The sequence below is a fragment of the Mycobacterium sp. E3247 genome, from assembly GCF_001667785.1.
Classification (GTDB): Bacteria; Actinomycetota; Actinomycetes; order Mycobacteriales; family Mycobacteriaceae; genus Mycobacterium.
In genome coordinates this window covers 1-13666 of record NZ_LZJG01000094.1, presented here as the reverse complement: position 1 = coordinate 13666, position 13666 = coordinate 1, and the positions used below count along the sequence as shown (strand labels likewise).

At 67.3% G+C, this 13666-nt stretch carries 9 protein-coding genes and 3 pseudogenes; 3 read left to right on the top strand and 9 right to left on the bottom strand.

All coding sequences use genetic code 11. The features are described 5' to 3' along the window. The first annotated feature begins 32 nt into the window (after positions 1-32). Together A9X04_RS04955 and A9X04_RS04950 are read left to right on the top strand one after the other, a co-directional pair. Positions 33-4238, top strand: coding sequence for a bifunctional nitrate reductase/sulfite reductase flavoprotein subunit alpha (locus A9X04_RS04955; protein ID WP_067918324.1), 4206 nt, complete (start codon positions 33-35; stop codon positions 4236-4238). 111 nt (positions 4239-4349) lie between these two features. Further along, a complete protein-coding gene (locus A9X04_RS04950; RefSeq protein WP_156752054.1) occupies positions 4350-4658 on the top strand; it encodes a hypothetical protein in 309 nt (102 codons plus the stop codon). A 30-nt stretch (positions 4659-4688) separates the two neighbouring features. Here the strand turns inward: A9X04_RS04950 and A9X04_RS29475 are convergent, their stop codons facing one another. From A9X04_RS29475 to A9X04_RS31300, 6 genes and pseudogenes are all read right to left on the bottom strand, one after another. Then, complete coding sequence (locus A9X04_RS29475; protein ID WP_082974809.1) at positions 4689-6407, bottom strand: molybdopterin-dependent oxidoreductase; 1719 nt, start codon at positions 6405-6407, stop codon at positions 4689-4691. Between the two features lie 22 nt (positions 6408-6429). Then, positions 6430-6924, bottom strand: coding sequence for a CAP domain-containing protein (locus tag A9X04_RS04940; protein WP_067918318.1), 495 nt, complete (start codon positions 6922-6924; stop codon positions 6430-6432). 11 nt (positions 6925-6935) lie between these two features. Beyond that, positions 6936-7550 (bottom strand): hypothetical protein, encoded by a 615-nt coding sequence (locus tag A9X04_RS04935; protein ID WP_231985662.1) that lies wholly within the window; start codon positions 7548-7550, stop codon positions 6936-6938. After that, on the bottom strand, positions 7547-8191 hold the full coding sequence (locus A9X04_RS04930; RefSeq protein ID WP_067918286.1) for an Mce protein: 645 nt from the start codon (positions 8189-8191) through the stop codon (positions 7547-7549). The genes A9X04_RS04935 and A9X04_RS04930 overlap by 4 nt, the downstream gene beginning before the upstream one ends. A gap of 12 nt (positions 8192-8203) precedes the next feature. Further along, positions 8204-9682, bottom strand: a complete 1479-nt coding sequence (locus A9X04_RS04925) for an MCE family protein (protein ID WP_067918284.1) — start codon at positions 9680-9682, stop codon at positions 8204-8206. Continuing rightward, positions 9683-9829 (bottom strand): annotated as a pseudogene (locus A9X04_RS31300) (mammalian cell entry protein); the annotation flags it as partial. It abuts the gene before it with no gap. 39 nt (positions 9830-9868) lie between these two features. Here A9X04_RS31300 and A9X04_RS29470 point away from each other — a divergent pair. Next, positions 9869-10627: pseudogene (locus A9X04_RS29470) on the top strand (MCE family protein); the annotation flags it as partial. Here A9X04_RS29470 and A9X04_RS04920 read toward each other — a convergent pair. The 3 genes and pseudogenes from A9X04_RS04920 to A9X04_RS04910 form a co-directional block, all read right to left on the bottom strand. Further along, positions 10561-11571: pseudogene (locus tag A9X04_RS04920) on the bottom strand (virulence factor Mce family protein); the annotation flags it as partial. The pseudogenes A9X04_RS29470 and A9X04_RS04920 overlap by 67 nt on opposite strands. Beyond that, positions 11568-12728, bottom strand: a complete 1161-nt coding sequence (locus A9X04_RS04915; protein WP_067918314.1) for an MCE family protein — start codon at positions 12726-12728, stop codon at positions 11568-11570. The pseudogene A9X04_RS04920 and the gene A9X04_RS04915, both read right to left, overlap by 4 nt. Further along, positions 12725-13666, bottom strand: a 942-nt coding sequence (locus tag A9X04_RS04910) for an MCE family protein (protein ID WP_067918282.1), incomplete at its 5' end; no start/stop codon positions are given. The genes A9X04_RS04915 and A9X04_RS04910, both read right to left, overlap by 4 nt.

The window sequence follows — 13666 nt, the reverse complement described above, 5'->3', positions numbered from 1 at the left end:
TCAAAGGAGGGAAGTGCGTGGCCAGGGAGTCCATGGCGTCTCACACCGATGCCGTGAACACCGTGTGCGCATACTGTGGCGTGGGCTGCGGAATGGTGTTGCAGGTCACAGAAGATGCCGAGAGCGGTCGCCGTCACATCGCGAAGTCGGTTGGGGACAAACAACATCCGGCTAACTTCGGCCGGTTGTGCACCAAAGGCACCACCACTTCGGACCTGTTGCAGGCGCCCGGCCGGATGGAAGCGGCGCACGTGCGCGCCGACCGCGGGGAACCGATCGAGGCCGTCGACATGGACAGCGCGATCACGCAGTGCGCGGGCCGGTTACGGGCGATCATCGATGCGCACGGCCCGGATTCCTTCGCCATGTACGTGTCGGGACAGATGTCCATCGAGGCGCAATACCTCGCGAACAAGCTGACCAAGGGCTTCATCGGCACCAACCAGATCGAGTCGAACTCACGGCTGTGCATGGCCAGCGCCGGTTCCGGCTACAAACTCTCGCTGGGGGCGGACGGGCCGCCCGGCTCATACCAGGACTTCGAACACGCCGACGTCTTCTTCGTCATCGGCGCCAACATGGCCGACTGCCATCCCATCCTGTTCCTGCGGATGATGGACCGCGTCAAGGCCGGGGCAAAGCTGATCGTCGTCGATCCGCGCCGCACCGCGACCGCGGACAAGGCCGACCTGTTCCTTCAGATCGCTCCGGGCTCAGATCTCGCCCTGCTCAACGGGCTGCTGCACCTGATCGTCGAAAACGGGCGCACCGACCCCGAATTCATCGCCGAGTTCACCGACGGGTGGGAGGTGATGCCCAGCTTCCTCGAGCAGTACCCCCCGGCCACGGTCAGCGAGATCACCGGGATCCCCGAGGCCGACATCCGCGCCGCGGCCCGCATGATCGGTGAAGCCGAGAACTTCGTGAGCTGCTGGACCATGGGCCTCAACCAGAGCACGCATGGCACCTGGAACACCAACGCCCTGTGCAATCTGCACCTGGCCACCGGCGCGATCTGCAAACCCGGCAGCGGCCCCTTCTCGCTCACGGGTCAGCCCAACGCGATGGGCGGCCGCGAAATGGGTTACATGGGACCGGGTCTGCCCGGCCAGCGCTCCGTCCTGTCGGCAGAGGACCGCGCCTTCACCGAAGACCAGTGGGGCCTCCCCCAGGGAACGTTGCGCACCGACGTCGGCGCCGGCACCATCGACATGTTCTCCCGGATGGCCGAGGGCGACATCAAGGCGTGCTGGATTGTCTGCACCAATCCCGTTGCCTCCGTGGCCAATAGGCGAACCGTGCTGGCCGGGCTGGAGCGCGCGGAATTGGTCATCACCCAGGATGCCTTCCTGCAGAACGAGACCAACGAATACGCCGACGTGCTGCTGCCGGCGGCCCTGTGGTCGGAGGCCGAGGGCGTGATGGTCAACTCCGAGCGCAACATGACGTTGTTCCAGCCCGCCGTCACGGCACCGGGCGATGCGCTGCCCGACTGGCAGATCATCGCCCGGATCGCCTGCGAGATGGGCTTTTCGGACGCTTTCAGCTACGACTCCGCCGAGGAGGTCTTCGAAGAGATCAAGCGATTCTCGAACCCGAAGACCGGCTATGACCTGCGCGGAGCCAGCTACGAGCGGCTGCGCCGGGGCCCGCTGCAGTGGCCCTGCGCGCCGGAGAACCCGGGTGACCGCAACCCCATTCGTTACCTCAACAACGGGGTCAGTCAGAGCCGGCTGGTCCGCGAGGACGGCAGCACACCCCGCTTGGCCTTCCCCACCGAGAACGGTCGCGCGGTGTTCTTCGCCCGCCCGCACCTACCGCCCGAGGAAATGCCGGACAACGACTACCCGTTCCTGTTGAACACCGGCCGCCTGCCGCACCAGTGGCACACGATGACCAAGACCGGCAAGGTCGCCAAACTCAACAAGCTCAACCCCGGGCCGTTCATCGAAATCCACCCCGAGGACGCCGCACGACTGGAGATCGCCGACGGCGACGCGACAGAGATCGCTTCCCGGCGCGGCCGCGCCGTGCTGCCCGCCGCGATCAGCGACCGGGTGCGGCCCGGTAACTGCTTCGCCCCCTTCCACTGGAACGACGTCTTCGGCGAATACCTGGCGATCAACGCGGTCACCAACGACGCGGTGGATCCCATCTCGAACCAACCGGAATTCAAAGCGTGCGCCGTCACGTTGGCGAAAGTCGCTGTCTCCGCGCCAGATCCGGCCGCCAAGCCGGCGGCGGACGCCGACTCACCGCAACCCGCGCCCACGGAGGTCACGGAAATCAGCGTGTCACAGGTCGATGCCCTGGCCGACTTGCTCGGTGTGGCAACCAAACCCGTGCCGGAATTCGACGAGCTCGGCCGCTCCTACCTGGCCGGGATGTTGACCGCGCTTCGGTCGGACGCCGGGCGACGCGTGACGGGGGTGCCCACCCTGCCCCAGAGCGCTCCTTTCGATTCCGGCACCCGGCTATGGGTGGATGGTCTGCTCGCGGGTCTGTTCTCGCGCGATGACGCGCCGGCTCCAGCGCGAGCCGCCAAGCAGTCCACGACCGAGGCCCCCAACACCAAACCCGCGCCACGGGCACCCATCGTGGTGTTGTGGGCGTCGCAGACCGGGACCGCGGAAGAGCTCGCCGCCGATGTCGCCGCAAGGCTCGGCGACGCCGAGCTGCCGGTCGCGTTGCATGCCATGGACGATTTCCCGCTGGCCGACCTGGCCTCGACGCGGGAACTGCTGCTGATCACCAGCACCACCGGTGACGGTGAACCGCCGGACAACGGTGCCGGCTTCTGGCGGGCGCTGACGGCGGACGGCGCGGCCAGGCTGACCGACACCCGTTACGCGGTGCTCGCCCTCGGCGACTCGAACTACGACAATTTCTGCGGCCACGGACGCAGCCTCGACACACGCCTCGCCGAACTGGGCGCGACCCGCATCGCCGACCGGGCCGACTGTGAGCCCGACTATGACGACACCGCGGCCAAGTGGCTGGGCGAGGTGATGGAGGCGCTCACCCGCGCCCCCGCGCCTGTCGGCCGCGATCAGCACGCGCCGGCGCGCGCAACGTCGACCGTCCCGTCGCCCTCCCGGTCCGCCCGGCCGGGAGCGGGCACCTACAGCAAAAAGCACCCGCTGATCACCGGGGTGGTCCGCAACACCGTGCTGAGTCGGCCGGAATCGGCAAAAGACGTGCGACAGCTGGTTTTCGACCTGCCGGAAGAAACCGTGAAGTACGAAGCCGGTGACGCGCTGGGGGTGTGGCCGCGCAACAGCGACCAACTGGTCGACGAATGGCTGTCTGTCACCGGACTGGACGGGCAGACCCCGGTCGAGGTCGGCGAGCACGGCTTGATGTCGTTGCGCTCCGCCCTGACCGAGCGCCTGGAGATCGCCCACATCAGCCGGGACCTCGTGCGGTTCGTGCAGGAGCGCACCGGTGACCCGAAACTCGCCGAGCTGCTGAAGCCGGACAACAAAGCCGCCCTGAGCGATTGGACATGGGGCCGCCAGTCCATCGACCTGCTGGCACGACTGCCGGTCTCGGCGTCGGCCCACGAATGGGTGCGGGTCCTCAAACGCCTTCAGCCGCGGCTGTACTCGATCTCGTCGAGCCCCAAAGAGCACCCCGGGGAAGTCCATCTGACGGTGTCGCCGGTGCGCTACAACTTCCAGGGCGTCCCGCGCCGCGGGGTGTGCTCGACGTATCTCGCGGACCGCTCCCCCGGCGACCGGGTCGCCGTCTACCTGCAGCCATCGAGCAACTTCCGGCCGCCCAGCGATCCCGACACCCCGATGATCATGGTCGGGCCCGGCACCGGCATCGCGCCGTTCCGCGGTTTCCTGCAGGAGCGTCGTGCGCTCGGCCACACCGGCCCCAACTGGCTGTTCTTCGGCGAACAGCACGCGGCCACCGACTACTACTACCGCGACGAGCTCGAGCAGATGCGCAGCGACGGGTTCCTCACCGAGCTGGACCTCGCCTTCTCCCGGGACCAGCGCGAGAAGGTGTACGTGCAGCACTTGATGCGTCAGCGTGGCGCCCAGCTGTGGCACTGGCTGCAGGACGGGGCGCAACTATACGTGTGCGGCACCGCAGATCCCATGGCCAAGGACGTCGACCGCGCGCTCTGCGAGATCGCCGCCGAGCACGGCCGCCTCGAGCCCGACGCCGCGAAGGAGTACGTCCGCTCGTTGAGCGCCGACAAGCGCTATCACCGCGACGTGTACTAGGCGGCCTGCCTTCCGCCCGACTCGTAATACGACGGAAACGTCGCGCGCCTGTCGCCGAAACAACCTCGCTGCACCATTCAGTCATTGGTGGCGCCGAGGAGGGACGTACGCGTGGCTCTGGATTTCGATGGGCCCCTCGAGGACACCGGACAGGCCGGCTGCCCGTTGCGGTGCCGCCTGCGACGGGCAGCCGCAGGCGACGAGGGTGACCAGGTCGACTGGGCCGGGTTGCCGATCAACTTGGACCTGGCGTTCTCGCCGCAGCAGCGCGACAAGGTGTACCGGCAGCATCTGATGCGCAAGCGCGGCACGCAGCTACGGCGCTGGTCGCAGGACAGCGGTCGCTCATGCGCCTGCGAGTTTGCGGCCGACGGTCGACGCGTCTACCCGGACGGCGCCGACTCGATGTCCAGCAGCTAGCAACTCCGGGGCTAAGCCGGCCCGCGGCGTTCACCGCACCTCAACGCTGATGGTCTGAATCGCGTTGCCGCCGTAGCCGAACCGATTCCATTCAGGTCGCTCGGGTTGGGTGTTGCCGGCCTCGTCAGTGGCCCGCGCCCGGACCGTCATGGGCCCTCGAACGGCGCAGTGCGTGAACAACTCCCACCACTGCCAGCTGTGCCGGCGGCGTTCGCCGAGCAGGCGGGCGGCCTGCCACGGACCGTCGTCGATGCGGACGTCCACGCGGTCAATGGGTGCCGAGCCCGACCAGGCGACGCCCCGCACGACGAAATCCCCCGCGGGCACCGCGGTGCCGTCGGCGGGCTGGGCGATCAGCGCGCGCACGCGCTGCAGGCGGACCGGATCACGGACGACGGCGCCGTCGCGCTCCCATTCGTACTGATACCGCTGCGTTTGGAAGAACGCCTCGAAGGGATGGCCGATCACGTCGATCTCGGTCAGCCACTTGACCGACGCGACGGAATACCAACCGGGCACGACCAGCCGCACGGGACGACCGTGCTGCAGTGGCAGCGGTTCGCCGTTCATCGCGTACGCGACGAGCGCGCCGGAATCACGGGCGTCCCGCACCGACAGGGCGCGCTCGAACCGCACCGGCCCCGTCTTGCCGTCGACCGGACCCGCGTCGGCGCCGCGGAATACCACATCGTGGGCGTCCGGCATCAGACCCGCCCGGTCCAGGATTTCCGCCAGCGGGACGCCGGTCCATTCGGCGGTGCTCGCCGCCCCGAAGCGCCACTGCTCGCCGTCAACGGGCGGATCGAACTGTGCGCGACCGTTTCCGGCGCATTCCAGCGTCGCGAGCAGCGACAGTTTCGGCATGTTGTGTAGGTCGCGCAAGCAAATGCGCAGGGGCCGCTCCACCAGCCCGGTGACCGTCAGCTCATAGCGCTGCGGATCCAAGATCGGAGTCGTGAAATGGTTGCGGACGTAGAAATGGGCGGAGGGCACGACGACGCCCCCGATCAGCTCGGGCAGCGATGTCTCGCAATTGAGCGGATCCTCGCGATGCACAACCAATCCGGGATCACCGCCATGACTCACGACCGGCAACCCGGCGGCGGCCCAGGCGCACATGCCGCCCGCCAGGTTCACCGCGTCGAAGCCCGAGCGGCGCAGCGAGGCCGTCACCGCGGACGACCGGCCGCCCGAGCGGCACACCACGACGATGCGGCGGTCGCGAGGTAGTTCGTCTTGTCGAGTGCGCACGCGCCCGGCCGGCAATAGCAACGCGGCCGGCGCGTGCTCGGTACACCATTCGTCGGGCTCTCGCACGTCGAGCAGCAGGGCGCCGGCATCAAGCAGGGCTTTGGCTGCGCGGGGGCCGACCTGCGGTGTGTCCGCAACGATCTCATGACCGGTGGCGACCGGGAATCCGGCGGCCTGCCAGGCTTCGAAGCCGCCAACCAGGTCCGAAACATCGTCAAACCCCGAGGTGCGCAGCAGGTTCGCGGCTGCGATGGAACGCTGGCCGCTGCCGCAGTAGACGACCAACGGAACCGCCGGATCCAGATCGGAAAGCGAATCCATCAGTGCCGGGGCCGGAATCACCCGCGCGCCCGGGATGATGCCGTGCACCGTCTCGTGCGGACCGCGGACGTCGACCAGTTGCAGCTGAGGGTCCAAGCCGCGCAATTCGGCGAGCTGGCCGATGGTCAATCGCGGCGAGGTCTCGACGACCTCCATGCCCGGCGGCTCGAAATTCATCGGGACCTTCTCTCCAGACCTGTCATCGATTGCGCGGGGCCGGCTGTCCGTACATGGCCACCACGACGGTGCGGTCCATGCTGTTGTTCGACCACACCCCCATGGAGCTGTTGGCGCAGTCGCGGATGATCGCCATGTCGTCGGGGTTGTAGTACCACTGGTTGACCAGTTCCAGGCTGCTGATGGCGATGGCCGGGTTGATCGCGATCGTCTCGGCGGCCTTACCGTGGAATCCCGCCGCGTTGGCGCGGTCCTGCGGCGTCGACCCGTCGGATCCGATGTCGTCGTTGATGTTTCGGTTGTTCATCATATCGTCGGCGTGCCACTGGGCGGCCAGCGTGAGCCCGTTGTCCCTGATGACATCGTTGGTGCAGCCGGCCTGATGTTGCAGCGTGTAGACGGCGGAGACCACGGCGCTGTTAAGCCGCTTGTTGTCGGCATGCGCCGAGGGCGCCGCCAGCAGCCCCGGCCCCGCGAGAAGGACGGCCGCGGGCAACACGCGCACCCATCCGATCATGACCACTCCCCTCACACCGGGTCGAAATGCGAAACCAGCCATCGCCCGTTGACGTTCTCCAACGCCACCCGGATAACGGGCTGGGTGTCGGTGGGAGCACCCTCGCCGATCGTGACGGTCTGGTTGACATACAGCAGGACCACGGCGTGGTTTGCCGTCGCCGAAACCGGTGCCGCCGCATTGACTTTGGCGGCTGCGGTGATGTGCTTTTCCTTGGCACCCGGAATGACCACCTGGCGGGTCAGCTCCGTGTAGGCATCCTTGAAGTCCCCCGTCAGCCGCTCGCGCGCGGCGGCGAGGTCTTTGTCCACCGACTCGGCCTTGTACGACAGCAGGGCAACCGCGTCTTCGCTGGCGACGCGCACCGATTCCGCGCGCGCCCGCGCGAGGTCGTCCGCGGAGCCCACCGCCCACTTGAAGTAGCCCGCCGCGAGCGCCAACAGCAGCGCCAACGCGGGTAGCACCGCGTACGCGAGGACACGGGACCACGCGATCGGTGGCCTTGCCCGCGTGGTGGTCTCTGGTTCGTCGTCGGATGCCTCACCGGCACCGGCCACGTCCGCGGGCGTCGCCTCGGTGTCGACGATCTCCTCGTCGTACGTGGCGGTTTCGTCGAGTGTCGTCATGGCACGAACACCACGTTCGCCACCTTGGCGTCGTCACCGACCGACCGAACCTCGATGCGCATGCGCCATTCCCGCGGCGCCTCCTCGCCGCCGGCGGTGCGCGACTTCACTGCGACAGCGACCAAGACCTGCGCGGCATCGCCACGCTGCGACTCCAAACCGGCATCGGTCACGGTGCCTTCCGATTTGGACTGTGCCGCCTTGACGACTTCGATGAACGGCTTGGATCGCTGCTCGAAGTCGTCGCGGAATGCCCCGGTGGCCAGATCGAGAATGCGCTGCACGTCGGCGTCGACCTGGGTGTAGTTGATGGTCGTGAGGTTCACGGCGCCCTGGCGGGCGACCTGCACGAACAGATCCCGCTGCGCTTGGGCCTCATGCTTCTGGTGGGCCCGGTAGCCGAGCCAACCGGTCAATCCCGCCAGCACCGCCACGACGAGGGCGCCGGCCACCAACGCCCGCCCGTTGCGCGATAGCCGCGGGGTGGCACGGCGACGTAGGCCCGCGAGCCGGTTCTTCGAAGCCGCCGTGTCCTCAGCGGTCTCGTCAGCCTCGTTCGCCTGTTCGGCGCCGGTCGGTGCTGATTCACCGAGTTCCTCAGCGGTATCGGCGATTTCGGGCTTCTCAGTATCTTCGGCCATCTTGCTCCTTTCTTAAGCCGGCGGCACCAGAAGTGACTGCCAGTTCTTGGCACGCGGGTGCGCCAGGTCGAACTCGGTGTAGCGGCGCCCATCGGGGCCTATGTAGTCACCGTTGGCCGGGTCGTAGGTCGCCACGGCGATCGGCGGCGGCGCAGGCGCCGGCGGCGCGGTGCCCCGGGGCGGCGGCAGTCGCGGATCCTGGCCCGGCGGATACTGGGGCACGCCCTGGCCGCTGTAGGTGGCGTTCGGGTCGCCCTTCCAGTTGTAGCCGTCGTTGAGCGGCACGTACTCCTCGTCGCTCTCACAGAGTTCGACCGTGGGGGCCCGCTTCCACGGCTTCGTCTCGCAGGGAATGTTGCGCGCCCCGCGCACATTGAGTTCGGAATCCTGCGGGACCCGGCAATACAGGTCCGCCGCCGGCCGGTCCGGGGCGTCGACATCGGCCGGCGAGCGACGCTGCGGGGGCGGCAGGAAACCCGTCGTGCACGGTGGCGGCAGGTTGAGGTTGAGGTTGAAATCCAGGTAGAAGCCTTTGTATTCCTGCTTGCTGTTCAGGTTGGGCACCAGAGCCCCGGACATCACCGCGATGCCCTGCGGGAGGAGCACCAGGATCTGCTCGATGTCGTGGCGGTAGACCACCGCGATGTCGCCGAGGCTCACCAGGTTGGCCATCAGCACCGGCACGGCCGGCGTCACCCGGTCGAACAGCGCGCGCCCTTCCTCCAGCCCGGAACCGCCCTGGGTCAACAGGTCTCGCACCGCCGCGTTCTGCGCCTTGAACTGCGCCATGATGGCCGAGGTGCGATTGGCCCATGTCCCGATCGCGTCCGACGTCTGCACCTGGGAGTTGAGCACCGCGGGCGACTGGTCGATCAGCGCGGCGAGCGGGTCGGCGGTGCGCCCGCCCGCGATGGCCAGCGCCGTGGACCCGTCGACGATCCGGGACAGCTCCGGTCCGAGTCCGCTGACGGCGCGGTCGGTCTCGTCGAGGACCGTGCGCAGGTTGTCGCGGGGAATCGCTTGCAGCGCACGGTTGGTCAAGTCGAGCAGGTGTCCGATATCGACGGGAACGTCGACGCGGCCGGCCGGGATGACGTCACCGGCGCGCAGCGGCCGGGCATGTTCCCCGTCCTTGTTCGGCTGCGGGGTCAGGTCGATGTACTGCTCACCGATCGCCGAGCGGCTGTGCACCGAGGCCTGCACATCCGAGGGCACCTTGACACCTGACCTCAGGGCGAGCACCGCGCGCACCCCCGTCGCGGTGACGTCGACCGACTTGACCTGGCCGATGTCGGTGCCGCGGTAGGTGACGACCGAGGTCTTGTAGAGCCCGCCCGACGTGGGCAGGTCGACGGCGACGGTGTACTCCCCGATCCCGAACAGCGTCTCCGGCAGCTTCATGAAGCTGAATGCCATTGCGCCACAAGACACGACGGTCACCAAAGACAAGACGGCCAGCTGGATCCACGTCCGGCGGTTCAGCCGCAGCATTCAGTAACCCCCGTTGTGATAGGGGAAGGTCAGCGGGTTGCCTCCGGTGACCGGGCTCGGCTGCATGCCGATCGTGCGTCCCCACTGCAACTCGAGTTCGGTGAGGTTCCCCTCCCAGCGTGAGCCGGTGAACAGCGTGAGCTCGACCCAGGTCCTGCAGAACCTGATGCTTCCGACTGGGACGCCATGAGGCGCGCGTTGGCCGCCGCGCTCGGCGTCGTCTGCATCGCCGCCCTGCCCGGATGTGAATGGCGGGGCCTGAACTCGTTCAAGCTCCCGGGCACCGCGGGTGGGGGGCCGGGCGCCTACACGATCCAGGCGCAGCTGCCCGACGTGGTCACGATCCAGCAGAACACCCGTGTCCGGGTCGACGACGTCAACGTCGGCAACGTCACCAAGATCGAGGTGCAGGACTGGCATGCGCTGGTCACCATGCGCATCGACGGTGACGTGCACCTGCCGGCCAATTCGACGGCCAAGCTCGGGCAGACGAGCCTGCTCGGCTCGATGCACATCGAACTCGCGCCCCCCAAGGACGAGCCGCCGGTCGGGCGACTGCAGAACGGTTCGGTGATCCCGCTGTCGCGCGCGAGCATGTATCCGACCACCGAGCAGACCCTGGCGTCGGTGTCGATCCTGTTGAACGGCGGCGGGATTGGACAGCTCCAGGAGATCAACCAGGCAATCGCCAAAGCGTTCGGCGGCCGGGAAAACGACATGCGCAGCCTGCTCGGCCAACTGGACGAGTTCATCAAAGGCACCAACGAGCAGACCGACGACATCATCGCCGCCGCCGAAAACCTCAACTCGCTGGCCGGCCAGTTCGCCGACAAGGATCCCGTGGTCGACAAGGCGCTCATGACGGTGCCCAAAGCGCTGGCGATCCTCGCCCAGGAGCGCACCAAGATCGCCGACGCGATCGACCAGCTGGGCAAGTTCAGCGCCAGGATGCCGGTCATCGCGCTCTGCGCCGGTTGATAGATGTTCATGAAGTTCTGGAACACCGTCGGGACGACGTGCAGGATTTGCTTGATGTCGGCGCGGCTGTCGTTGAGGGCGGTCGTGATCGAACTCAGCCGGTCGAACGTGGCGCCCATGGATTCCCGGTTCTCGGCGAGGAAGTCGCGCAGATCCGCCAGGGCGCCGTCGAGGCCCTTCACCGCGTTGGCGATTTCGTTGGGGCTGTTCGTCAGGATCGTCGTCACGCTGGCCAGGTTCTGGTTGAAGGAGGCCAGCAGGTCGCTGCTCGAATACAGCGCCGACACCAGCAACTGCAGATTGCGCACCGTACTGAAGATGTCGTCCGCGTGGTCGCCCAGCGCCGAAATGGCCTGGGAAAGCTTGATGACCGTGTCCCGGGCGGTGTCTCCCTGGCCGCGCAGGTTGTCCGCCGCCGAATTGATGAATTCACCGGCCGAGTTCACACCGCCGGGCGTCGTCGGCTGCAGGGCGTCGGTCAGCTTCTCCAGCTGCTTGCGGAAGTCGTCCCATTCGACGGGAACCGCCGTGCGGCTCAAGGGGATCGACGCTCCCGGGCTCAGTTTCGGCCCGCTGGAGTAGGCCGGGACGAGCTGGATCGCGCGAGCTGTCACCAACGACGGCGACAAAATCGCCGCGCGCGCATCGGCCGGCACCGGGTACTGCTTGTCGACGGAGAACGTCACCTTGGAACTGTTGGGTTGTGGCTCGATCTTGTCCACCACGCCGACGGGGACGCCGAGGATCCGGATCTCGTCACCGACGAACAGTCCGTTGGCCTCCGTGAAATACGCCGAGTAGGTGTTCTTTTCCACGTCATTCCAGAGCTTCTTGCCGACCAGGAACGACGCGACGACCAGCGTCACGGCCAGGGTCACGGCGGTGACCCGGCGCAGGGTGCGTCGCGTCATTGCCCGCCACCTTGCGCGGGCGCGGGGCCGGGCTCGGGAGTCGGCCCCGGTGAGGGCGGCTGGGACCAGATGGGGTGCGGCGCGTTCTCCGGCGGCACGGGCGGGGTTCCGGTCGGCGGGTCCACCGCCTCCGACGGAGGTTTCTGGTTGGGATCCAGCGGCCGGTCGTACATCCGCGCGTCGAGGGTCGGCCCGCCCAGCTGACCCGGGATCAGGTTGGCGACGTACGCCTTGAAAAACGGCCCGGAGCCCAGCACTTCACCAAACGACATCGCGTACCGCTTGAATTTCGGCAGCGTCCGTTGCAGGTCTTCCTTGCGGTTGTCGAGGATCTCGAGCACGCCGTTGAGCTTGTCGAGGGCGGGCTTGAGCTGGGTCCGGTTCTCGTTGACCAGTCCCGAGATCTGGTGCGACACCGCGGTCAGGTTGTTCATCAGCGCGTCGAGCGAATCCCGTTCGTCCAGCAGCGCGGCCAGCAACGCGTTGGAGTTCGCCACCAGCCCCGCGATCTGCTGACTGCGCCGGCCCAGCACACCGGAGACCTTGTTGGCATTGCCCAGCAGGTTGCGGAGTTGCTCGTCGCGGTTGTTGAGGGTCTGCGAGAACCGGGCCACGCCCTGCAGCGCGGGCTTGAGATCCGCCGGCGTTTCCTTGAAGGTCTCGGCCAATGTCGTCAGCGCCGAGGACAATTGGTTGGTGTCCAGGCCGCTGACCGTGGTGGTCAGGTCGCCCAGCGCGACCGGGAGGTCGTAGGGCGAGGTGGTGCGTTCCAAGGGAATCGCGCCCGCCAGCTTGCCTTGGCCGCGCGGCGTGAGTTCGAGCATCTTGCTGCCCAAAATCGTTTCGGTCTTGATCGCCGCTTCCGTGCGGTCACCAAGCTCGATCCCCCTACGGACGGTGAAGCCCACTCGAACCTTGGTGCCTTCCAGGCGGATCATCGAGACCCGGCCGACACCCATGCCGGAAACCCGCACGGTGTTACCCACTTTGATGCCACCGGCTTCGGAGAAATACGCCGCGTAGTCGTTGGTGTTCTTGACGAACGGCAGCTTGTCGTACTGGAAGGCGGCCACGGTCACGCAGATCAAGATCGCGGTGCCGATCACGCCGATGGTGACGGGACTTCGCGAGCCGAACGATAGCTTCGGTAGCCTCATTTCGGCGTGCACCGCCCGCTCGCCTGACCGAGCAGCTTGACGTAAATCGGATTGCCCCCCTTGCCGTTCAGCTTCAGCAACACCTCGCAGAAGTAGAAGCCGAAGTAATCGCCGTTGAGCCCCTGCCGAGCCAGCACCTGATAGGTGTCGGGAAGCTGCTTGAGCAGGTTGTCCACGTAATCCCGGTCGGCCAGTACCTGGGCCGACATCCGGTCGGTCTCGTGCACGACGTCCTTGATCGGCTGCCGCGCCTGCACCAGCAGGTCGGTCATCGAGCCCGCGGCCGCGTTGATGTAGGCCAGGCCCGTGGCGATGTCGTCCTTGCGCTGCGTCAGGCCGTCGACGAACGCGGACAGTTTGTCCAGCCCGTCGGAGAATTCGTGGTCGCGCGCGGCGAAGGTGTGCAGCACGGTGTTCAGGTTCTTGATCAGCTCACCGATCAGCTCGCTGCGCCCCGCCAGGGTGGAGGTCAGCGTCGAGGTCTGCGCCAACACCGAGGAGAGCGTCCCGCCCTGCCCCTGGAAGATCCGCAGCAACTCCCCGGACAGCGCGTTGACCTGGTCGGGATCCAGCGCCCGGAACAGCGGGCGGAAGCCCCCGATCAGCGCGTCGATGTCCAGCGCGGGTGACGTCCGCGCCAGCGGGATCGTCGCATCCGGCGGCAGCCGGCGCGGCGAACCTGGCCCTTCCTCGAGCGCGAGGTAGCGATCACCGATCAGATTCTCGTAGCGCACAAGGGCTTTGGTGCCCTCGGTGAGGCGCACACCCTTGTCCACCGAGAAGCCGACGGTGACTGTGCCGTCCCGGTGCAGCGTGAGGTCACCCACCTTGCCGACCTCCACCCCGGCGATGCGGACGAAGTTGCCGGACTTCAGACCGGAGATGTTGGTGAAGACCGCCTGATAGCCGGTGCGGTCCTCGAAGCGCAACTGCCCGAA